This is a genomic window from Niabella soli DSM 19437 (assembly GCF_000243115.2).
In the GTDB taxonomy this organism is placed as follows: Bacteria; Bacteroidota; Bacteroidia; order Chitinophagales; family Chitinophagaceae; genus Niabella; species Niabella soli.
This window is the reverse complement of sequence record NZ_CP007035.1, coordinates 3,934,056-3,957,536: the sequence shown is the minus strand read 5'-3', so window position 1 is coordinate 3,957,536 and position 23,481 is coordinate 3,934,056. Positions and strand designations below refer to the sequence as shown.

Genomic DNA, 23,481 nt, shown 5'->3' with positions numbered 1-23,481 from the left:
CAATGCAATCCTTTTTTATTTCCATATATGATTTTTTCAACACCCGAAAAGCCTTGCTTTATTCGTTGTTCTTCGGTACCCTTGGGCTGTTTTTGTTTTTCGCCTCCCGCATAAAATTTGTGGAAGATGTGTATGCCATCATTCCCAAAGACAAAAAAACGGAAAAGCTTACCCAGGTTTTTGAAAACTCCAAATTTGCAGACAAACTGGCGATCATGGTATCATTGAAAGATACGAATCGCGTGGAAGCCGATAGTCTCGTTACCTACACAGATGCGCTGGCAGTAGCCTTACAGGAAAAGGCAAAGCCGTTTATCAAAAACAATAAATACAAAATAGAAGACGACTTCACGATAGAGCTGTTTCAAACGATCCAGGAGCACCTACCTGTTTTTCTTTCCGAAAAAGATTATGCTAAAATTGATACACTAATACAACCCGCCACGTTAAAAACAACGCTGGCAAATGATATTAAATTATTGAGCACGCCAACAGGATTTGCTGTTAACAATATCATCAGCAATGACCCCAGCGGTATTTCCTTCCTGGCATTAAAAAAATTACAACAACTACAGCTCGATGATAATTTTGAGTTATACGATAACCACATCATCACCAGGGATAATAAAACGATGATGTTATTTATTACCCCCGTTTATCCGGCCGGCAATACCGGTAAGAATAAACAGTTTTTTGACATCCTGCAACACACAATAGATTCGCTGCAAAAAACATTTCCGCATATTCAGCCTTACTATTTTGGCGGGGCCGCTGTTTCAGAAGGAAATGCTGCACAGCTCCGGAAAGATACGATCCTTACCCAAACCCTCACCATCCTGTTCCTCGTTTGCTTCATTGCGTTGTATTTCAGAAAAAAGCGCGCACCATTCCTCATTTTGGTGCCGGTTGTTTACGGCGCCGCTTTTTCACTGGCGCTTATTTATCTGCTTAAAGGGAGTATTTCAGTCATTGCCCTGGGCACTGGTTCTATTGTATTGGGGATCGTTGTCAATTATTCGCTACATGTATTTAATCATTACCGCCATACCGGCGCCATCCGGCAGGTAATAAAAGACCTTTCCTTTCCGCTCACCATCGGCAGCTTCACTACCATAGCCGGCTTTTTGTCCCTGCACTATGCAACTTCTGAGATGCTTAAAGACCTGGGATTATTTGCCGGCTTTAGTCTGATCGGCGCAGTCCTTTGTTCGCTTATTTTCTTACCGCATTTCTTAGGCAGGCCCGATGAAACCCGCACCGTACGGCGTTCCTGGCTCGACCGTGTGGCCACCCTAAAATTTGAATCTAACTACTGGCTGGTTGGCGGCATCTTCATCGGCACCCTCGTTTTTTTGTTCTACGTGAACAAAGTGCGTTTTGAACCGGATATGATGCAGCTCAACTATATGTCGAAGGAGCTAAAACGTTCCGAAGCCAAACTCAACAGCATCAGCGGCGCCGCATTAAAATCTGTCTATCTTGTAACAGAAGGAAATAATTTAGATCGGGCACTGATAAAAAACGAGCAACTGCAACATACGATCGACAGCTTTAAAAATATCGGCCAGATCAATACCGAAGCGGGTGTTTCCGTTTTATTTCTTTCAGACTCTTTACAAAAACAACGTATTGAGCGCTGGAACCAATACTGGACGCCTGAAAAAAAACAGCAGCTTCTTACCGCAATAAAAGAACAGGGAACCTCATTAGGTTTTAAGGCGGGTGCTTTCAATAATTTTCAACAGTTGTTAAACAACAATTTTACACCGCTTGACAACAGCCAGTTGCAGAGCATCCGTAATAATTATCTGGATGATTATATTACCGAAAAGCCCGGGCAGGCATCTGTTGTAACGCTTTTAAAAGTTCCGGAGCAATACAAACAACCCGTGATCAATGCGCTTGAAAAAGAAAACGGAGCCATTGTTTTAGACCGGCAGTACCTGACCAACCGGCTAACGCAAATGGTCAATGACGACTTTAACCGTATTGCCTGGATCGTTTCTATCCTGGTTGCCGCCGCCTTGTTACTGACCTATGGACGGATCGAGTTAATGCTGATCTCTTTTATCCCGATGCTCATCAGTTGGGTATGGATACTGGGCATTATGGCGCTTACTGATATTAAATTCAATATTGTAAATATTATTGTCTCTGCCCTCATATTCGGACTAGGCGATGATTACAGCCTTTTTGTAATGGACGGGCTGCTTTCAGAATATAAAACCGGGAAAAAAATCCTGGAGTCTTACAAATCATCGATCCTGCTTTCGGCGATCACCACTATTGCTGGTCTGGGCGTTCTAGGCTTTGCCAAACATCCGGCCCTTCGTTCTATTGCCTTTATTTCCGTAACCGGTATTTTATGTGTGGTGCTGATGTCGCAGATTTTAATCCCCTTCCTGTTCAACATTTTTATCACCAGCCGGATAAAGAAAAAATTTCATCCCTGGACGCTGTGGAGCTGGCATCGTTCTTCTTTTTCCTTTGTGTATTTTGCTTCAACAAGCCTGCTGTTAACGATCGTGGGGTTCTTTTTGGTAAAACTGAATCCCTTCAATAAAGAAAAAGGCAAATACATTTATCACATTTTGCTATCCAAATTCTGCATGTCCGTTTTATACATCATGGGGAATTTCAGAAAAAAAATAATCAATCCGGAACAGGAGCGCTTTACCAAACCAGCAGTGGTTATCGCCAACCACCAGTCGTTCCTGGACATCCTGAAAATGGCGATGCTCAATCCCCGCCTGATCTTATTAACCAATCAGTGGGTTTGGAAATCTCCTGTTTTTGGATGGGCCATCCGCATGGCCGATTTTTATCCCGTCGCCAATGGGATCGAGAACAGTGTACCGTTGTTGAAAACACTTACCGACAAAGGATATTCGATCGTTGTATTTCCCGAAGGAACCCGCAGTATACGGCCGCCCATGAAACGCTTTCATAAAGGCGCTTTTTACCTGGCGGAAAAATTGCAGCTCGATATTGTTCCCGTTATGCTGCACGGGCTGGGCTATACCATGACTAAGGGTGATTATCTTTTAAAGAACGGACCCATTACCGCCCAATACCTGCCCAGGATAAAGACCGGCGACACCAGGTGGGGAACCCATTACCAGGAGCGTACTAAATCCATCTCAAAATATTTTAAAGAACAACATACCCAATTAACCAAAGAGCTGGAACAACCGCGCTATTTCAAAGAGCACCTGTTCTTTAACTACATTTATAAAGGACCGGTACTGGAATGGTATTTAAAAATCAAACTCCGGCTTGAAAATTATTACCAGCAATTTCATGAACTACTGCCAATGGAGGGCAAGATCCTGGACCTGGGTTGTGGATATGGTTTTATGAGTTATATCCTATACTGGGGCAGCCAGGAAAAGCGTAGTATTACCGGGGTGGATTATGATGAAGAAAAGATTGATACGGCGAATCATTGTTTCAGCAAAACAAATGATATTCATTTTATTTGTTCTGACATCAGCACTTTTACATTTGAGAGATATAATGGCATTGTGATCAGCGACGTATTACATTACCTGCAACCCCGGCAACAGGCGGCGGTCATTCAAAAAGCCATTGACAGTCTGTTGCCGGGCGGTGTGCTGGTGATCCGCGATGGCGATAAAGATCTTAAGGAAAAGCATAAAGGCACCCGACTGACCGAATTCTTTTCCACCAAAGTTTTTACATTCAATAAAACAGCAAACAAGCTCTCCTTTCTTTCAGGAAAAACAATTGAAGCGGTTGCAGAAAAAAATGAGCTTTCTTTGGAAAGGATCGATCAGACAAAATATACATCGAATGTGATATGGGTACTGCGGAAAACACAAAATTTGTAATACCTTGTTTATTAATACAATAGAAATGTTTTGCTTCAATAAACCACAATCATCCTAGCAAATTTAATATTTTGTGTTAAATTTGCTAGGATGATTAAACGCAGGCTGGAAACACAACTCCAAAAAATTCTGAAGCGTAGTGCCTCAGTGGCCCTTATGGGTCCGCGACAAGTGGGCAAAACCACGCTTGCATTAGATTTAGCCAAGACCCAGCCAGCCATTTACCTGGATCTCGAAGACCCGCTGGACATAGAAAAAATAAAAGATGTAGCGTCTTTTTACACTGCAAATACCAGGAAACTCGTCATTTTGGATGAGGTTCAGCGGACCCCTGAAATCTTTGGTCAACTCCGTGGCATTATAGACAGGGAAAGAAGAAAAGGAAATAAAACGGGGCTGTTCCTGTTCCTTGGTTCCGCATCGCTGGACCTGTTACAACAATCCGGTGAGTCCCTGGCTGGCAGAATTGCCTATGCGGAACTATATGGTATTGACGTACTGGAATACGCAGCGGACGATCAGGAGTTACTAAACCGTTTGTGGTTACGGGGCGGATTTCCGGAAAGTCTTTTGGCCGACAGTGACAACGACAGTCTTCATTGGCGGCGCGACTTCATAAGAACTTACCTGGAACGTGATATTCCGCAGTTAGGCCCACGCATTCCTGCACAAACATTAGAACGCTTCTGGACAATGCTGACACATAATCAATCCGGCATATGGAACGCCTCACAGTTAGCTCGGAACCTGGAAGTTTCGAGTGTCACTATTGGGCGCTATCTTGACCTTATGGTGGATCTTTTACTGGTACGAAGATTACAACCCTGGACTTTTAATATAGGCAAACGGCTGGTACGTGCGCCCAAAATTATGGTCAGGGACAGTGGCATTACACATGCGCTCCTTAACATATCCCGATATAACGACCTCCTGGGGCACCCGGTAGTTGGAGCAAGCTGGGAGGCATTTATTGTTGAAAATCTCCTGTCTGTGGCCCCTTCCAATGCACAACCCTATTACTATCGCACCTCGGCCGGGGCAGAGATCGATCTGGTATTGGAATTTTCGGGAAAAGAAAAATGGGCTATTGAAATCAAACGCAATTCCGTACCCAAACTGTCCAAAGGCTTTCATATTGCCTGTGATGATATTAAAGCGGATAAGCGATTTGTGGTCTATTCCGGTAGAGATCAATTTTCCTTAGGCCATGACATCATTGCAATACCATTACCAGATTTGATGAAAGAACTATTAGCTTATCATGATTCTCAGTCATAAACCTCCACAGCCAACAGCAAAAGATTTGAATTTGATTACCTTCCAGCTTAATATTCATGTACTTTGACGTTGTAATCATAGGAAGCGGTCTGGGCGGGCTTTTATGCGGCAGCATATTGGCCAAAAAAGGCATGCATGTTTGCATTATTGAAAAGAACAAGCAACTGGGGGGCAACCTGCAAACCTTTTCGCGCAACAAACAAATCTTCGATACGGGTGTGCATTATATTGGCGGACTGGAGAAAGGGCAGAACTTATACCAGGTGTTTAAATATGCTGGTATTATGGATAAGCTACGCCTGGAAAAAATGGACGAAGCCTTTGACCATTTCCTGCTGGAGCATGACCCAAAAGAATATGTTCAGAGCCAGGGGTATGATGCGTTTATAAAAAACCTTGGGGTCGATTTCCCTGAAGAAAAGGAAGCGATCATCCATTATTGCAACCTCGTAAAAGATACCTGCAACCGGTTTCCTTTGTACCGGTTAACAATGCATAGCACCGCTTCAAAAGACGCCATCCTATCGCTCAGTGCAAAGGCAGTAATTGAATCCGTTACTTCCAATAAAAAATTACAGGCGGTATTGGCCGGCAATAATTTATTGTATTCCGGCGTTGCCGGTAAAACACCCTTCCATGTACATGCGCTTATTGTAAACAGTTATATCGAAAGCAGTTGGAAATGTGTGGACGGAGGCTCGCAAATTGCAAAGCTGCTGGGCGCGGAAATAAAAAAACATAAAGGAACGATCATCCGCAATTGTACCGTAAACCGGATCGTGGAAGAAGCCGGGAAGATCACGCATATTGAAACAGAAGATGGCAGGCGCTTTTCCGCCAGTTATTTTATTTCAAACATGAGCCCGGCTGCTACTTTAAGCAGTACGCACTCTGCTCATTTAAAAGTAATCTATCGAAAACGGATTTTGGGTCTGGAAAATACGATCAGTTCTTTCTCCTTACATATCGTTTTAAAACCGTATTCCGTTCTGTATAAAAATCATAATTATTATTATCACAAAGAAGGGCATTTGTGGAATATGAATGATTATACTACAGCCGACTGGCCGCTGGGCTACGGGTTATACTATACAGCAGACAGAAAAAATAAAACATATGCCGCCTCGGTATCAATCCTGACCCCTATGTGGTTCAAAAATGTGGAACAGTGGCAGCACACTTATAACCGCGCCGGAAAAGAAAGCGAAAGAGGTGCCGCATACGAAACCTTTAAAAAACAAAAAACGGATCAACTACTTGCGTTGGTAAATGAACGTTTTCCTGAGATCGTCGATAATGCAGCCCATATTTATGCCGCCACGCCACTGACCAACCGCGATTATATTGGTATTGCCGATGGATCAATGTACGGCATACAAAAAGATTTTACCGACCCGCTAAAAACGGTCATCAGCCCGCGTACCAGAATACCCAACCTGTTTTTAACAGGTCAGAACCTGAATTTGCATGGAATTTTAGGAACTTCGCTGTCTGCGGTGTTAACCTGTACCCTGTTGCTCAATGATAACACCCTGGTTGATAAAATAAGAAATGCTTAAAAAAAGTAAATTTTTACGAAGATTATTACGAGTACTGGCAGTGATCGTTTTACTGTTCGGCCTGCTATTCGCCTACCTGGTGTGGGTATCTGATATCCCTGAACCCAAAATAAAAGACACCGCTGCATTACAATTGCAGCGCCAGCAACCTGATAGCGGTTTATACACGATCGGGAATAACTGGTTCCGCAAAAGCAACTCCGGTCTTTACGAATTATATATAAAGGGTGCTCCTTTTGAGCGGGGCGTCATTAATGGCAAATTAAGTAAAGAGTTGGTACAGTTGCAGGAGGATTATTTCAGCGAGCAGATCAACCGTATGGTGCCATCGAATTTTTATCGTCACTTCCTGAAATATTTTATCGGCTGGTTCAACCGCAAACTTCCGGATTATGTTGCGGATGAATATAAAGACGAGATCTTTGGTATATCCCGATCAGCCTCTGATAACTATGGCTATATCGGCGATAAATACCAGCGTATTTTAAACTATCATTCTGCGCACGACATTGGCCATGCCCTTCAAAACCTCGCATTGGTAGGCTGTACCTCTTTTGGTACCTGGGGTACGGCCTCCGCCGACAGCACTATGATCATCGGGCGCAATTTTGACTTTTATGTGGGTGATGATTTTGCAAAAAATAAGATCGTCGAATTTGTTAACCCCTCTGCCGGGTATAAATTCATGAGCGTTACCTGGGGGGGCTTTATCGGTGTGGTATCCGGGATGAATGAAAAGGGATTGACGGTTACGATCAATGCCGCAAAAAGCAGTGTTCCTAGTGGTGCAGCCACCCCGGTATCGCTGGTTGCCCGCGAAGTGATCCAATATGCAAAAAACATAGATGAAGCCATCGCCATCGCACGCAAGCGGAAAATGTTTGTGTCCGAATCGTTCCTGGTGGGGTCTGCGGCAGACAATAAGGCGGTGATCATAGAAAAGACCCCGGATTCCCTGGCCGTTTATGATCCCCGTAAAAATTCCATTCTTTGCACGAACCATTTCCAGAGTAATGCCTTCTGGAATTCGAAACCCAACAAAGAAATGCGGGAGAAAAGCTCATCGGTTTACCGCTACAACCGCCTAAACCAGTTGCTTTCCGAAAACGGAAAAAACTCTGTCCAAAAAACGATTAATATTCTCCGTGATTTCAGGGGAATGAACAACGCCGATATCGGGCTGGGTAATGAAAAAGCGGTCAACCAGTTTATCGCGCATCATTCTATTGTTTTTGAACCACAGAAATTACTGGTTTGGGTCTCTACCGCTCCCTGGCAGTTGGGACCTTATGTTTGTTATGATCTGAAAAAGATCTTTTCACTTCAGGGACTTAGTAAAAATATTGAAGTAAACGAATCCGCGTTAACAATCCCTGCCGATTCATTTATTTACACGCCGGCCTTTAAACGGTTTGAGCAATTTCGTGCTTTGCGTGCCAGGGTCCAGAATGGGGAACAAATCAATCCCGATAGCCTGGTAGCCGACAATCCCACTTTTTACAATAGTTATATTTTGGCGGGCGATTATTGTTTTAAAAACAGGCTTTATTCAAAAGCAGCGCAGTTCTATCAAAAGGCTTTAACCCTGGAAATTGCCAATCACGGGGAACGGGAGCATGCCGAGAAAATGCTCAAAAAAGCAAGAGAGAAAACAGCAGGATAACTACCCTTTTCTTAGTACAGGAACCATGCGCCCAATCCCACGAACAAACCTAAAATAATAATGCCTGAAAATAACAATGCCACGGATTCCTTTAAAACCGCGCGTCCAAAACCATCGCCGAAAAAGCGCTTCATTGCCAGTGCCATGTACACAAACAGGTAAAAGATAATCCCCGTCCAAAGATAACCGGTAATAGCAGCAACCACAGTATTGGGAAATGCCAGACTTGTTAACAGATCAGCAAGCGTTGCCACCAGTAAAACAATATAGATATAAGAATAATTATAAACGGAAAAAATAAAATTGTCGGCATAGGATCTTTTTGTTTTTCTGCGATGCAGCACCCAAAGAAAAAAGGCAAAAAAAGGCAGGCTTACAAAAAACAATTGCGGTAGCTTATGCTTAATCTTTTCCGGCAGCTCCCTCAATAACTCATCCTGGTCGCCTTCATATTCCTCTTTACTTTTTTGTGCCACCTTATTAACAACCCCTTCAGCAAAGCGCCGGGCCCCATTGATAACCGGGTTATCTACGCCCTCCCTTTTAAGCGTATCAAACACCCCTTTGACAGTCGGTTTCTGTGCGGCCTTTTCATTAAGTTCTTTTTCTTTTGCAATAAATTGATATAAGGAATCGGCAAATACCACCCCCGGTTTACCTTTAAAATACGCTTGCTCTTTTTCTATCCGGTATAGTCTTGCCGGGTAGTTTTCGGCGGCAGCGGTTTCTTTCTCCTGCTTATTATTAATAAAAGCAATAATAAAAAAAATCGTTGACGCAAAAACATACAAACGTATCGGCTCCAGATGGCGCTTACGTTTGCCTTCCATATACTCCCGTGCAACCAGACCTGGTTTAAAGAAAAGCATTTTTAATGTACTCCAGAACTTTCCGTCATAATGAAACAGGTCCTGTATATAGTGTAAAATAAAATGCCATCCGGAATCGTGTATTTGCAGATTCTCCTGGCCGCAATTGCCGCAAAACCGGTTGTCAGTTGTTGCGCCGCAATTCAAACAGGAAGGATCATTTCTCAATCTTTTGTGCATAGCAGACGGATCCGTGTTTAACTAATAAAAAATAATATAAGGTAGGCGGCGGCTATAACTAATACTCCTGCAGCGGCGGTTAACAATAAACATAAGGTTTGCTTAAATAGTGCGCGCCGGAAGCTTTCGCCAAAAAAGAGTTTCATAGCAAGGGTAAAATAAAAAAACAGATAAAAAAAGATACCGGCCGCCAGCCAGTTCCTGGTAAGGCGTGCCGCATTTTCATTCGTAATACGATATCCCACTGCCGTTAATACTATACCCGCCAGCATAATGATAAACACAAAGGAATAATAGTAAATGGAAAACGCCAGATTTTCGCCATAGGTCTTCCGGGTGTTACGCCGGTGCAGCAACCATAGAAAAAAAGCAAAAAAAGGAAGGCTTGCAAAAACAACTTTCGGAAGATTATGAAGAAACCGATCTACAACCGCTTGTTGCATCTTCTGTTCATCCCCCCCGTATTCTTCTGCAGCTTTCTTCTGTTTCATTCGGTCAAACAAACTTTTCGAATCCTGTGCTTGCTGTTGTAAAATATCTTTCTGCTCTTTTATAGTATCTGCAATGGACGCCGCATAATCTGAATCGATCTCTTTACCCACCTCTGCAGACGTTAAAGAATCTGCTCCCGCTTTTAATGCTTTGCCAATCGCTTCTTTCCGTTCCCATTTTTGATTTTCATCGGCAACGGCTTTATAAAGGGAATCAGCAAAACCAAATGCAGGTGTTCCTTTCAGGTATTCTTTTTCTTTATCAAGGTTGTTTAACCGGACACTATATTCCTTCCTTACCCTCTTAGTCTCATCCTGGTGCTGCGGTATCAAAAAAAACAAAAGGAAGAAAACAGTCGACACAAAAACATATAACCGCACGGGATCCAGGTTGGCGAAACGCTTTCCCTGGCAAAATTCTTTGGCTACCTGCCCTGGCTTTATAAAAAGATTTTTTATGGTATGCCAGAACTTTCCATCATAATGAAACAGATCCTGGAAGTAATGTGATATATAATGCCAGGTAGAATCGTGCAATTGGAGATTTTCCTGTCCGCAGTGGGTGCAAAATAACTGTTCAACCGTGTTTCCGCAGTTCAGGCAATTGTTCTCAGCCCTGTGTTTTTTATGCATAAAAGCCTTTGAGCTGGTAAAATAGGAATAAAGATACAAACACTGCAATTTTTTCAGGCGGGGCATCATCAAAAGATTGGTCAGGGCCAATTCCCAAAAGTTTTTTACTTTTACGGCAGCAAATTCACTGTGAAGTATGAAAATAACAAGCAAATTCTGGTTTATTACGCTCATGATAGGGGTTGCTGCAATAAGCCGCATCCTTCCCCATCCTTATAATTTTACGCCCCTGGTAGCCATTTCCCTGTTTGGCGGGGCCAACTTTGAAAAAAAATGGCAGGCCTATTTAATCCCGCTCCTGGCCTATTTATTCTCGGACCTGGTGTTAAATATGATCGGTATCAAAGGGTTTTACGGGGTAACCCAACTGTTTGTTTACGGCGGAATGATTTTGGTTGCAGCATTGGGCACCACCATGCATACGGCAAAGACAGTTAAGGTATTAGGCTATTCCTTTTCGGGGTCGGCCATTTTCTGGTTGGTTTCTAATTTCGGCGTTTGGTTTGCCAATGGCATTACAAGCGGCCCAACACATGAGGCCGGGCTTACGCTGGGAATGACCTATCTGCGGGCGCTTCCATTCTATAATCAGTTCAGCAACCAATTATTTTTGGGTCAGTTTGCGGGTGATCTTTTTTATTGTATTGTATTATTTGGCATATTCGGCCTGGCACAAAAAAAGCTGCCTTTATTGAAGTATTCAAAAGCCTGATATATAAACTCCGAATCATGAAAGCATGAATTCTTTAACGATTCATGCTTTTTTTATGCGCAAACGGTTGCAACGGTTATATTTGAGAACAATAAAATGCCTATTTTTAGAACCAAAATTCATTTAATAAACGATTTGTAATGACAGATACCGCTTCAGTATCCAAAAATAATATTGCTTTGCCGCTGGCAACCATTTGCGCGCTATTTTTTATTTTCGGATTTGTAACCTGGGCCAACGGCACCCTCATCCCCTTCTTTAAATTATCTTTTGGCCTGTCCGACATCCAGGCCTTCCTGGTAACTTTTTCTTCCTATATGGCCTATTTTTTCCTGGCGCTTCCCTCTTCGTGGATCTTAAAGAAAACTGGCTTTAAAAACGGGATCATCGTCGGGTTGGTAGTGCTGGCGCTGGGATCGCTTATTTTTATCCCCGCAGCAAAATCAAGATCTTTTGAATTATTCCTGACCGGTATCTTTGTTCAGGGGGCTGCGCTAGCGTTGCTGCAAACAGCATCCAACCCCTATCTTTCCATCATCGGCCCCATTGAAAGCGCGGCAAAGCGCATCAGTATGGCAGGTATCTGTAACAAATTTGCGGGGATGCTGGTTCCGGTTATTATGGGCACCCTGTTCCTGAAAAACGCCGCCGAAACAGAAGCAAAGATCGCCGCCGCAACCGGTTCCGAAAAAGAACAGCTTTTATCGGATGTGCTCAGTCGTGTAAATACTCCTTATATTGTTTTGGCAATCGTTTTTATCCTGTTTGCTGTTTTAGTACGCTCGCTGCACCTTCCCGAAGTGCACCCTGAGGAAGATGTGGTAGATACTACCAGCGGCGAAGTGATCCATCATAGGAGCATCTTTCAATTTCCCCATTTATTCCTTGGAGCCCTTTGTATTTTCGTATATGTGGGGGCGGAGGTGATGGCCGGAGACATTATTGGCGTTTACGGAAAACAACTCGGCATCAGTCCGGATGTTGCAAAATACTTTACCACGCTCACTTTAAGCGGCATGCTGGTGGGGTACATCGTGGGTATATTTACCATACCCAAGGTACTATCCCAGCAAACAGCATTGCGGATCTGCGCTATCTTGGGGATCATATTCTCCGTTGCAGCCTATGCTACATCAGGCTATGCATCGGTTGTTTTCATCGCATTATTAGGATTGGCAAATTCATTAATGTGGCCGGCTATTTTCCCTTTGGGGATCAGCCATTTAGGTAAATTCACCAAGATTGGTTCGGCCATTATGATCATGGGGATTGCCGGCGGAGCTATTTTACCGCTCCTTTATGGCTTTTTAAAAGACCACCTGCAGATCAACTTCCAGTTGGCATATTTTATTGCAGTATTACCATGCTATCTCTACATACTGTATTTCGCGGTAAGCGGACATAAAGTAGGGTTGCACCGGCTGAAAAAATAGTTTTGAAAACAGGAACGGACCTGTGAGGTTTTTGAAACCTCACAGGTCTTGTTATTTGGACGCAAACAACAACTCACAGGGTTTTAACCCCGTAAGCCGTTTAAAAGCGGTGCTGAAATGAGAAATGGAGGAGTACCCCAGCATCATGGAAACATCGGTTACGCTCAGGCCTTTTTCGTACAACAGGTATTTGGCGTGTTCCATGCGCTGGTTCTGGTAAAAGTCGAAAATAGTAGTGCCGTATAATTCTTTAAATCCCTTTTTAAGGTAGCATTCATTCATCGCTACTTTACGGCTTAGCTCCTTAATAGTTATGGGCTCGCCAATATGTTCGATCAAAATTTCCCGGGCCTGCTCTATTTTATTTTTATCGGCATCATTTGATAAAAATTTACAGTTGATCACTTCTAACGCCTGCTCATCGGTCATGGAATCCATTGTCAACAGCAAAAGCATCTGCAACTGGGCGTTTACATATATATTTTCCAGGGTACCATTATAATTATGCTCCAACAGCCCTTCAATAACGGTTTTTGTTTTGCAACAAAGAGGAAGGCTGCGGGTAAAGGAAACTTTATGTTTAAACTTAAGCAGCGAATCGCTAAAGCTGTTGCTGGTCCTGGATTTTATAAACTGTGCCAACTGTGCCGGCGAAAACTGCACCTGCACTATATTAATGCTATTACCACTGTTAACGCAGCTTTTAGCATTGCCTTTGGAGCACTTGCTGCATTGCTCGTTTGAGCAATAGGTGTTTCCCGCAACACAAAATTTTAATTGCAGGTTATTTTTTTGGGGTTCCTGCCGGTTATATTGGTAGGCCAGCAGGCCTATATCTTCTGTTAAAATATTGCTATTTCGGGCATATCTTTTTATCTCGTATTGCACCGCACCCGGGATCTGATGCACCTTGTGCGAGATCAGGTCCGCAGTGGAATGATAATCCAAGTCTTTGAAATTGAATCGAGTAATTTCTTCCGTATTGCCCATAACCGGCGTCAAAGATATGGCAAACGCCTTTGGCAAATGTCAACCGTTCGTAATAATAACTGATTTGCAACCTATTACTAAAAAAAATAATTACACTTATTAGCCGAATGTCTAAATTTGCGCCATATTTAAATTCAGTCTGATCCCGTAATAAATGATTCATTTTAATTCTTATATACATCCGGATGCGAAAGTTGCGCGCAACGTAAAAATCGATCCCTTTACCGTGATCCACCAGGATGTAGAGATTGGTGAAGGCACCTGGATCGGTTCCAACGTAACCATACTGGAAGGCACGCGCGTTGGTAAAAACTGCAAAATATTCCCGGGTGCTGTTATTGGTTCTGAGCCACAGGACAAGAAATTCAACGGGGAAAAAACCATTGTTGAAATAGGCGATGATTGCGTGATCCGCGAATTTGTAACCATCCACCGCGGCACAGCCGACCGCTGGAAAACCGTGGTGGGCAAAGGATGCTGGATCCTGGCCTATAGCCATATCGGGCACGACTGCGTTATTGGCGATTATTGCACCCTCAGTAACAGCACCCAGATTGCCGGGCATGTTATCCTGGGTAACCACGTGGGTTTTGGAGGGGTGTGCGCCGTGCATCAGTTTGTAAAAATCGGCTCTTTTGCTTTCATTAGCGGCGGTTCGCTGGTAAGCAAGGATGTTCCTCCTTATATTAAAGCAGCCCGTCAGCCCCTGAGCTATGCCGGTATCAATTCTGTTGGTTTAAAAAGAAACGGCTATTCAGTTGATAAGGTCAATAATATCCTGGACATTTACCGCGTTCTTTATAACCGGGGGTTAAACGTAACCCAGGCCGTACAGTTGTTGGAAGAAGAGTTTCCCGTTACCGACGAAAGAGACGAGATCCTTACTTTTGTACAGGAAAGTACCCGGGGCATTATTAAACGGTATACCAAAGGAAATGGCGATGACGATAGCCTTGAATAAGGCTGGAAAGCGGTTTAACCGCGACTGGATCTTCAGAAACCTCACCCATCAGTTTGAATCGGGCAACAGTTATGCTGTCATCGGGGCCAATGGGTCCGGCAAAAGCACTTTATTGCAAGCCATCAGCGGGGCAATACTGCTCAACGAAGGCAATTGCCAATGGGCCAGCGCCTCAAAGATCCCCGCGGACAAAATTTACCAATACATTTCCTATTGCGCGCCCTACCTGGAGATCGTCGAAGAAATGACGCTGCATGAGTTTTTAAGTTTTCATGAACAGTTCAAGCCCTTTGTTCCGGGCATCGGCCCTGAGCAGATCATTGCCGAGATCGGGATGGAAGCCGCGCAGCATAAGCGTATTGCCCAGTTTTCCAGTGGCATGAAACAACGAGCAAAGTTGGCGCAATGTATTTATGCTGATGCACCCATTGTTCTGCTCGACGAGCCCTGCACCAACCTGGACCGGCAGGGAATAGAACTGTATTACACATTGATCGAAAAGTACTGCAAAAAACGACTGGTACTGGTGGGCAGCAACGACGAAACGGAATATCGTTTCTGCAATAACCAGTTGAATATCATGGACTATAAGTAACGATTAAACCATTAAGGATTAAGAATTGCGTTAAGTTCTTCTCTTTATCTTAATGGTTGTACAAGCCGGCTTCAGTGCTGCTATTATCACCTGTTGTCCCGATAGCTATCGGGATCCACTGCAACGTCCGGTATAAATCCGGGCAGCTATTCGAAACTTGTAGTTTCGAATCCCTTATTCTATTGCCTTTGGCAATTGCAACCGCTGGCTTATGTATTGCTGGCCGGCTAACCATTAAGAATTAGGGCCCATTAAGCCATTTCTTAATCAGCTAATGGTTGTATAAGCCGGCTCCAGTGCTGCTATCATCACCTGTTGTCCCGATAGCTATCGGGACCCACTTCATCGTCCTTGCAATGCCGGGTCGTGAACCAGGCATCCGCTTCCCAAAAAACAGGGAATCATTAGAACCAGCCGCGACGCTGGTTTTTGGCAGCTTGCAGGGGATAAAAGCGACCAAACCTCCGAAAAAAGAAATGGAACTTGGATATAGGATGCGGTTGCCGGCAAAAAATGAACTTTATTTCTTATTTTGAATTCAGAATGAGGGGAATATATCTGCTTATATTTTTTATTTTAAACTCCTTTTTTTTAATGGGGCAAACCCTTCCGGTTTCCGATTGGGTAAAAAGGCTGGAGGATAACAGCAAATCGCAGGTCATCCGGCATTATTCGGTTTACTATGATATTACCAAAATTGATTCCGCTTCAAGGATCAGGGCCGCTATCTCTATAGAAAAAGCATGTTCTAAAGGAAACAAGCGGCTAAGGCTTTTGGGCCGGTCGGTAAAAGCAAAACTGTTTTTCTATTATCTTAAAGAGGGCGATTCGCTGTACGCGTCACAAATGAAGGCATGCCTGAATGAGGCCGTTGAAATGGAGGATCCCTATTTGCAGGCCGAATTTGGCCGCTGGTACGCCGAAATGCTGAATTCGATGAACCAGACAGAACTGGCTGTTCAATATGCCACCACTTCATTACAGTTGCATCATTACCTGGGCCTGGAAAACTTTGCAGCAGTAAGTATTTTTTACATGTGGCTGGGCGAAGCCCTGTTGGTTGCCGGTTACCCGGGAGATGCGATCGATTACCTGCGCACCGGTTTAAGGCTCGCGGACACACTGGTAAAGCCGTTCCGTTTTATGTACACCTACAATAACCTGGGGCTGGCCTACCGGAAACTGGAAAAACATGATTCGGCGCTTTTTTATTTTGAAAAGCTCCGGAAATATTGCATGGAGATCAAAAAACCCGCCTGGCAGGAAATAGCGTATAAGAACCGCCTGCCTTCCTTTGTAGCACTGGGTATGCTGGACAGCGCAAAAATAGTGGATGCCCGCCTTTTTGAAATTGCCAAACACAGTAAAGAGCCGGATGATTCTTTGATTGCTTATGAAATGATGGGTAAAATAGCAATGAAGGAAAAGGACTTTCAAAAAGCCATTCCAGCCCTGTTAAAAAGCGCAGCGCTGAACAAGGGTAGAAATAAAGAATTATTGAACCGGGTGTATGAATCGTTAGCGGCTTGTTATGAAACCATCGGGCAGCCTGCCAAAGCATATTCCTATTCTAAATGGGAACGTATTTATAATGACAGTGTAAGCCGTACCAGGGAACTGAGCAACAACCGCTATATTTTTATAAAAGCAGCCTATGAAAAAGAGCAACTGGCATTAAAGAGCATGACGGAAGAAAAACGCGAGGCCATTAATAAAAGAAATACCGGCATTGCGCTACTTGTTTTTATGGCAGCCCTGGCGGCAGGGTGGCTGAACCGAAGGCGGAAAAAAGCAGAAAAGCACCAGCAGTTGGCGGCCAAAGAACTGGAACGGTTCAAAGAAGAGGTCATCAAAAAGAATAGCCGGATCGAAGAGCTGCAGACAAGCATCGAACAGCAGCAACATCAGCAACAGGATGCGCAAACCATCGAAGAACTGAGCCACCAAATGATACTCACCGAAACGGACTGGCAGCATTTCAAATCGCTTTTTGAAAAAACACATCCCGCATTTTTTAAAATGCTCCGCGACAAAGCGCCCGGCATTACCGAAGCCGAACAACGGATGGCTGCTTTAATAAAGATCCGGCTCAATACAAAACAGATAGCAGCCATGCAGGGCATTGGCGTTGACAGTGTGCACAAAACCCGTCAGCGCCTGCGGCAACGTTTTGGCACCACTTCTACCAATGAACTGGAAACAATTATTGCTGCGATCTGACAATCATCTTATTATCAGTCATTCAATGCTCCTGACAGGATTTTGACAGGTGACTGACAGGCAATTGCCAGCCAAAAAACTTGCAAATCGGTTCACCCCAGCGGTAAATTAGGTGAAAGCTACCATGCGCTTTATTAAAAAATACAGCAGCCTGATTATTATACTGCTGCTTATACTGGTGTTGATCCTGCTGCTTATCATTTTTACAAATATGCATTTGGCGGCAATCAACCGGGAAATAAAGAGGATTTCGGAGCATTAATATTTTTAAAATAAACAACGATTATTATGAAAAAGCTTTTACTGGGCCTATTTTCCGTTACGTTGGTAACGGCATGTCAAAAAGACGCCACCACCCACCAGCAGCAGAGGATAATTACAACCGTTGCCGTAAAGAACAATGCTTCAAAGATTTCTATTTGCCATCATGATGTAACAACAAACACCTGGCAAACAATCACCATCAGTATTGCGGCATGGCCCGATCATGCCGGCCACGGCGACGTAAGGTTAGATGATCAGGATAACGATGGATATGTGCCCACCAACAAATGTGGATATGGGCAAATGGGCGACTGCGATGACAATAATGCCGCCATTCACCCCGGCGCTACCGAAATAATCGGAGACGGCATCGATCAAAATTGTAACGGCATGGCTGATGATTTGCCTTTAGGAGGCGATTACCAGGGTGGTAAGATTGCTTATGTTCTAAAATCCGGTGATCCCGGTTATGATGCCAATACGCCACATGGGTTGATCGCTGCTCCTTCGGACCAGGGTTCAGGCATTCCATGGGCCCCCATCGCACCCTTTGCCTTTTTAGGCACCAGCGATGCGCTAGGTACCGGCGCCGCCAATACAAAGAAAATTGTTGACTATTACGGCGATGGTAACTATGCTGCCAAACTGTGCGCCGACCTGGTGTTGAATGGCCATGATGATTGGTATTTACCAAGTCTTGCCGAGCTGAATATACTTTACGTAAATCGTTTTGCCATTGGCGGGTTTGACACCAATACCAACGATATTCCCAATAGCTATTGGAGTTCTACGGAGTCAGACTATACTTCCGCCTGGTTCAAATTCTTCAACTTTGGATATCAGACCACTGTAACCAAGTACGATTCTTACCGGCATAATGTTCGTGCCATCCGGTCGTTTTAGTTGCAATACCATGTTTTACCTTAAATTTTTCACCCGGTCTTTGTGTAATTTTCCGGATGAAAAATTTAATGTACGTTTGTGCGCATGAACAGACCCATTCGTGTTTTGGTGGCTAAAATTGGTTTGGATGGCCACGATCGGGGCGCTAAGGTTATTGCTACCGCGCTGCGCGATGCAGGCATGGAAGTGATTTATACCGGTTTACGCCAAACCCCCGAAATGGTAGTGAATGCAGCCCTACAGGAAGATGTGGATGTTATCGGCGTCAGTATCCTCAGCGGCGCCCATATGACGGTCTTCCCAAAAGTCATCGACTTAATGCAGCAAAAACAAATGAACGACGTGCTGCTGATCGGCGGAGGTATTGTACCAGAAGATGATGCCGCAAAACTGCTGAACCTGGGCGTCGGAAAAATATTCGCCCCTGGCAGCACCACGCAATCCATTGCAGATTATATTAAAACAGACGTGGCCCAAAAAAGAAGTTTCTAGTCTGATGTTTGAGGTTAACATCAAACAAAAAACCTCAAACCAGAAACCTTTAATACGCTCTCGCAAACAATACCCGCTCTTTCGACGGCTTTCCTGAAAAGATACAGACACCGTCTTCCTGGGGATTATCCAGTGGAATACAGCGGATCGTTGCCTTTGTTTTTTCTTTGATGGCTTCCTCGGTTTCAGCGGTGCCATCCCAATGCGCAGATACAAAGCCGCCTTTTTCATCCAGCACTTTTACAAAATCACCCCAGGTATCCACTTTGGTAATGCTTTCTTCCATGAATTTGCGGGCCCGCTGCAGCATCTCAAACTGTATTTTTATCAATAGCCCGTCTACATACTGGGAAATGCCATCCAGGTTCACGGTTTCTTTTTCCCTCGTGTCACGCCGTGCCACTTCAATTTTATGGTTCTCCAGGTCACGCGCGCCCAATACCAGGCGCACCGGAACACCTTTCATTTCATACTCGGCAAATTTCCATCCCGGCCGGTTGTTATCGTTATCATCATATTTTGCCCGGATACCCTTGCTTTTAAGATCTTCCAGGATCTCCTTTGCCTTCGCATCAATCAGGTCCTTCTGTTCCGGTCCTTTGTAAATAGGAATGATCACTGCCTGCAAAGGAGCGATCCGCGGGGGCAGTACCAACCCTTCATCATCGCCATGCGCCATGATCAGCGCGCCTACTAATCGCGTGCTTACACCCCAACTGGTGGCCCAAACATACTCCTGCTGGTTGTCTTTATTCAGGAATTTTACATCAAATGCTTTTGCAAAATTCTGTCCCAGAAAGTGGGAGGTGCCTGCCTGCAATGCTTTTCCATCCTGCATCAGGGATTCTATACAATAGGTATCTTCTGCACCGGCAAAACGCTCGCTGGCGGTTTTCACACCCTTTATTACCGGCAGCGCCATAAACTCTTCGGCGAAAGTAGCGTATACCTCCAGCATTTTACGCGCTTCTTCAACCGCTTCCTCACGGGTAGCGTGTGCCGTGTGCCCTTCCTGCCATAAAAATTCGGCTGTACGTAAAAATAACCGGGTGCGCATTTCCCAACGCACCACATTCGCCCATTGGTTGATCAAAAGCGGCAGATCGCGGTACGACTGGATCCAGTCTTTATACGTGCTCCAGATAATGGTTTCACTGGTAGGCCGTACGATCAGCTCTTCTTCCAGTTTTGCTTCGGGGTCTACTACTACCCCCTTTCCATCCGGGTCGTTTTTCAGCCGGTAATGCGTTACTACGGCGCATTCTTTTGCAAAACCTTCCACATGGGCGGCCTCCTTGCTTAAAAAGCTTTTTGGGATGAACAGCGGGAAATAAGCATTTACGTGGCCGGTATCTTTAAACATCTTATCCAATGCATCGCGCATATGCTCCCAAAGGGTAAATCCGTAAGGTTTTATAACCATACATCCGCGTACGGCAGAATAATCGGCCAGCCCGCCTTTTATTACCAGGTCATTATACCATTGCGAATAGTCTGCTGCTCTTGAAGTAACTTCCTTGCTCATGTGTTGCTATTAAAAATAAAATTGTTGCGTTTTCCGCAGTTTTTCCGTCATTTATCTATGTAAAAACAACTTATTTTGCATCCAATTTAACAAAGGATACGTCATTATTAACTTAACTTTACACAGAATTGCAAAGGTATATCTAAAACATTAAGAATTAACTGCAATTGCCTGTTAAAAATTGAAACGAGAATATTAAAATACCCGCCAAAATGAATCTTAAAACACTTTTCTCTCTGTTGGCGTTTACACTGCTTCTGGGTAGCTGCGCAACCGCTTATAAAATCGGGCAAACGCCGGATGATGTATACAACTCCCCTGCCCCGCCGGCTGATGAATATGCGAACGTACAGAAACAGGACAATAAGCGTTACCGCGATTATGAATCCTATGATGAGGAGGATGATTATGCAGATTATGATGATCGCTACCTGCGCATGAAAGTCCGCAACCGTTATTTATGGTCGGATCTTAATGACTGGTATTATTATGGTAACCGCTATGATTTCAGCTATTATAACAACTGGAATTACTGGAACGATCCGTTTTACTGGAATAGCCCCTGGTCACCGGTGGGCTACTGGAATATGTATTATAACCCCTATTATCCCGGCTGGGGTTGGGGCGGCGGTTTTGGATTAGGCTATGCCTGGGGATGGGGTGGTTATTACAGCCCCTGGTACGCTGGCTGGTATGGCGGATTTGGCTGGGGAGGCGGTTGGTATGATCCCTGGTACACCGGATGGTGGGGCAGCCCTTACTATTATGGCTACGGACCGGGCGTTATCGTTGGCAGCAGGGTTAACTACCAGCAAAGACGCACCAATTTAAACACATACAACCCCTCAATACTTAACGGTGGGCGTGGATCGGGTGTTCAGGCTGATGCCACACGGAGGATACTAAGTAATGCAAACGGGGTTTTAAGAGAAACCTCCGGCGGTACCACCACTACCCGCAGAACCACTGGCAATTATGGTGGCTCCTTTAGCACGTATGGGGTACGCACCAATAGCAGCGTTAATACCAATCCTGCTAACTCCAGCTCCCAGGGACGGGCCGATGCGCTGCGCGAACGTTTCAGTCAAAATACAACTACTAACAGAACTGTTGAAAGATATAACCCACCCACCCGTTCCACAGATTACAACAGGTCAGCCATGGATACGCGCTCTTCAACACCCTCCTATTCACCACCGGCTTCATCAGGCGGCAGTGGGGGCAGCAGCGGCGGAAGCAGCGGTGGCGGAAGTGGCAGAAGATTTTAATATTTAAAACTACTATTGATGAAGAAAATCATATTGGCTGGTTTGTTGTTAACCGCTGCAAACTATCTTATGGCGCAGACTCCTGAAGATGCCCTGCGTTATTCCTGGTATCCTGCTCAGGGATCGGCCCGTGTTCAGGCCCTTGGGGGCGCCAGCGGCTCTATCGGCGGCGAAATTTCCACCCTTTTTACCAACCCGGCAAACCTTGGATTCTATAAAACAGGTGATGCGGTCATTTCCGGTGGCATGAATGCCATCAGCAATACAGCTACTTATTACGGGCAAACGACGAAGGACTCCAAAGCAAGCGGTTTCCTGGGTACCAGCGGCATCGTCTTTGCCAACACCACCCGTGGCGACCGTGCCCTGAAAAGCTCTGCTTTTAGTATTGGCCTTACCCGTGTGGCGGATTTTAATAATCGTATTGAATACAACGGACTGAACCACAAAAGTTCCATGGCCGATATGTTCCTGCAGCGGATCCAGGGAGATGGGGGTGGGCTGGCCACTTATGATACCAAATTGGCTTACGACGTAAACTGGGTCACTAAAGATGCCAATGGCAATTATTTCTCACCCGCCGACGCAGTCGTTTCCAGCACCGGCATTTTGCAGGGAGGAACATTAAAAACCGAGGGAGGCATTACAGAAATAGCCGTTGGAGGTGCGGCGAATATTAATGATAAAGTTTATTTGGGAGGTTCTATAGGTATGCCAGTGCTTCGCTACAGAGCCACGAGGATCTTTACCGAGGCTGATCCCGACTTAGCAAATCAGACTAACGGATTTAACGGAGCAGAATTTGACGACTATCTCACTACAAAAGGTATGGGGATCAACCTGAAACTGGGCGCCGTATTTGCCCCGGTTCAGAACTTCCGGATCGGGCTTTCAGCTATTTCACCTACCTGGTACACGCTTACAGATACTTACGATGCTTACGCCTGGGCCAACACAGAAAACCTTCCGCAAAATGGCGGTCAGAACGATGTGGAGTCCCGACCCAACGAGGTTTCTGTTTATGATTACGCATTACAAACGCCCTATCGCCTGATGGGTAGTTTTACTTATCTTTTTGGAAACCTGAATAATGTAAGCAGCCAAAAGGGGCTGGTTACTGCCGATGTTGAGTACGTAAATTATATGTCGTCCCGGTTCCGGACCGTATCCAGCAATAACGGCTCTTCCGATGTTTCCTATTTCGATGGGCTGAATACGGCAATTGGCAATGCATATAAAGGAGCCGTAAATGCGCGGCTGGGCGCCGAATTAAAATTCAACACTTTTATGGCCCGTGTGGGCGGCGCTTATTATGGCAATCCTTATAAAGATCTTGCAGGTGAAAAAGGAAACGTTTACCAGGGTACCGCGGGCCTGGGTTATCGTAACCACGGTTTCTTTATTGATCTGGGCTATGTGTACACTGCTAAAACAGATGTGTACTATCCCTACCGCCTTGAAAACAGGAACAGCTTTGATCCGGCAAATATTAAGTCGAATGGCTCAAGAGTTGTGCTGACGCTTGGTGTAAAAATCTGAGATGTGTTTTAAATTTGGTTATAGAGGCCTCCCGATTTTTCGGGAGGTTTTTTTA

General features: G+C 44.7%; 17 protein-coding genes. 13 read left to right on the top strand and 4 right to left on the bottom strand.

The genetic code is table 11. The features are described from left to right. Positions 1-2 precede the first annotated feature (2 nt). The 4 genes from NIASO_RS16655 to NIASO_RS16640 all read left to right on the top strand — a co-directional run bounded on the left by NIASO_RS16655 (position 3) and on the right by NIASO_RS16640 (position 8,351). Positions 3-3,851, top strand: a complete 3,849-nt coding sequence (locus tag NIASO_RS16655) for a 1-acyl-sn-glycerol-3-phosphate acyltransferase (RefSeq protein WP_008587828.1) — start codon at positions 3-5, stop codon at positions 3,849-3,851. 90 nt (positions 3,852-3,941) lie between these two features. Then, complete coding sequence (locus tag NIASO_RS16650) at positions 3,942-5,129, top strand: ATP-binding protein (protein ID WP_008587826.1); 1,188 nt, start codon at positions 3,942-3,944, stop codon at positions 5,127-5,129. A 56-nt stretch (positions 5,130-5,185) separates the two neighbouring features. Then, on the top strand, positions 5,186-6,688 hold the full coding sequence (locus tag NIASO_RS16645) for a phytoene desaturase family protein (protein WP_008587824.1): 1,503 nt from the start codon (positions 5,186-5,188) through the stop codon (positions 6,686-6,688). Further along, positions 6,681-8,351, top strand: a complete 1,671-nt coding sequence (locus NIASO_RS16640; RefSeq protein WP_008587822.1) for a C45 family autoproteolytic acyltransferase/hydolase — start codon at positions 6,681-6,683, stop codon at positions 8,349-8,351. Before NIASO_RS16645 ends, NIASO_RS16640 begins: the two co-directional genes overlap by 8 nt. A gap of 11 nt (positions 8,352-8,362) precedes the next feature. Here the strand turns inward: NIASO_RS16640 and NIASO_RS19795 are convergent, their stop codons facing one another. Together NIASO_RS19795 and NIASO_RS16630 are read right to left on the bottom strand one after the other, a co-directional pair. Beyond that, the gene (locus NIASO_RS19795; RefSeq protein WP_008587820.1) at positions 8,363-9,400 is read right to left on the bottom strand and encodes a DUF3667 domain-containing protein; all 1,038 of its coding nucleotides are present in this window, start codon (positions 9,398-9,400) and stop codon (positions 8,363-8,365) included. 17 nt (positions 9,401-9,417) lie between these two features. Further along, positions 9,418-10,524: a DUF3667 domain-containing protein gene (locus tag NIASO_RS16630; protein ID WP_168128496.1), complete on the bottom strand. Its 1,107-nt coding sequence runs from the start codon at positions 10,522-10,524 to the stop codon at positions 9,418-9,420. Positions 10,525-10,660: 136 nt separating this feature from the next. Between NIASO_RS16630 and NIASO_RS16625 the strand changes: the two genes are divergently transcribed. Next, a complete protein-coding gene (locus NIASO_RS16625) occupies positions 10,661-11,236 on the top strand; it encodes a DUF6580 family putative transport protein (protein ID WP_008587816.1) in 576 nt (191 codons plus the stop codon). 140 nt (positions 11,237-11,376) lie between these two features. After that, the gene (locus tag NIASO_RS16620; RefSeq protein WP_008587814.1) at positions 11,377-12,669 is read left to right on the top strand and encodes a sugar MFS transporter; all 1,293 of its coding nucleotides are present in this window, start codon (positions 11,377-11,379) and stop codon (positions 12,667-12,669) included. Between the two features lie 51 nt (positions 12,670-12,720). Here NIASO_RS16620 and NIASO_RS16615 read toward each other — a convergent pair whose 3' ends face one another. Next, the gene (locus NIASO_RS16615) at positions 12,721-13,617 is read right to left on the bottom strand and encodes a helix-turn-helix domain-containing protein (RefSeq protein ID WP_245605198.1); all 897 of its coding nucleotides are present in this window, start codon (positions 13,615-13,617) and stop codon (positions 12,721-12,723) included. Between the two features lie 196 nt (positions 13,618-13,813). On the opposite strand from NIASO_RS16615, the gene lpxA reads away from it, so the two are divergent. From lpxA to NIASO_RS16585, 5 genes are all read left to right on the top strand, one after another. Next, positions 13,814-14,620 (top strand): acyl-ACP--UDP-N-acetylglucosamine O-acyltransferase, encoded by an 807-nt coding sequence (gene lpxA / locus NIASO_RS16610; protein ID WP_008587811.1) that lies wholly within the window; start codon positions 13,814-13,816, stop codon positions 14,618-14,620. Beyond that, a complete protein-coding gene (locus tag NIASO_RS16605) occupies positions 14,595-15,215 on the top strand; it encodes an ABC transporter ATP-binding protein (RefSeq protein WP_245605197.1) in 621 nt (206 codons plus the stop codon). Before lpxA ends, NIASO_RS16605 begins: the two co-directional genes overlap by 26 nt. Before the next feature lie 594 nt (positions 15,216-15,809). Beyond that, complete coding sequence (locus NIASO_RS16595; RefSeq protein ID WP_008587807.1) at positions 15,810-17,435, top strand: tetratricopeptide repeat protein; 1,626 nt, start codon at positions 15,810-15,812, stop codon at positions 17,433-17,435. A 288-nt stretch (positions 17,436-17,723) separates the two neighbouring features. Then, entirely contained in the window at positions 17,724-18,602 is an 879-nt protein-coding gene (locus NIASO_RS19790) for a MopE-related protein (RefSeq protein ID WP_008587804.1), read from the top strand. An 84-nt stretch (positions 18,603-18,686) separates the two neighbouring features. Next, positions 18,687-19,094: a cobalamin B12-binding domain-containing protein gene (locus NIASO_RS16585; protein ID WP_008587802.1), complete on the top strand. Its 408-nt coding sequence runs from the start codon at positions 18,687-18,689 to the stop codon at positions 19,092-19,094. 49 nt (positions 19,095-19,143) lie between these two features. Here NIASO_RS16585 and proS read toward each other — a convergent pair whose 3' ends face one another. Then, a complete protein-coding gene (gene proS / locus NIASO_RS16580) occupies positions 19,144-20,619 on the bottom strand; it encodes a proline--tRNA ligase (protein ID WP_008587800.1) in 1,476 nt (491 codons plus the stop codon). A 212-nt stretch (positions 20,620-20,831) separates the two neighbouring features. Here proS and NIASO_RS16575 point away from each other — a divergent pair, with 212 nt between their 5' ends. Both NIASO_RS16575 and NIASO_RS16570 read left to right on the top strand, forming a co-directional pair. Then, entirely contained in the window at positions 20,832-21,887 is a 1,056-nt protein-coding gene (locus NIASO_RS16575; RefSeq protein ID WP_008587798.1) for a hypothetical protein, read from the top strand. Between the two features lie 18 nt (positions 21,888-21,905). Then, on the top strand, positions 21,906-23,426 hold the full coding sequence (locus NIASO_RS16570; RefSeq protein ID WP_008587796.1) for an OmpP1/FadL family transporter: 1,521 nt from the start codon (positions 21,906-21,908) through the stop codon (positions 23,424-23,426). The last annotated feature ends 55 nt before the right edge of the window (positions 23,427-23,481 follow it).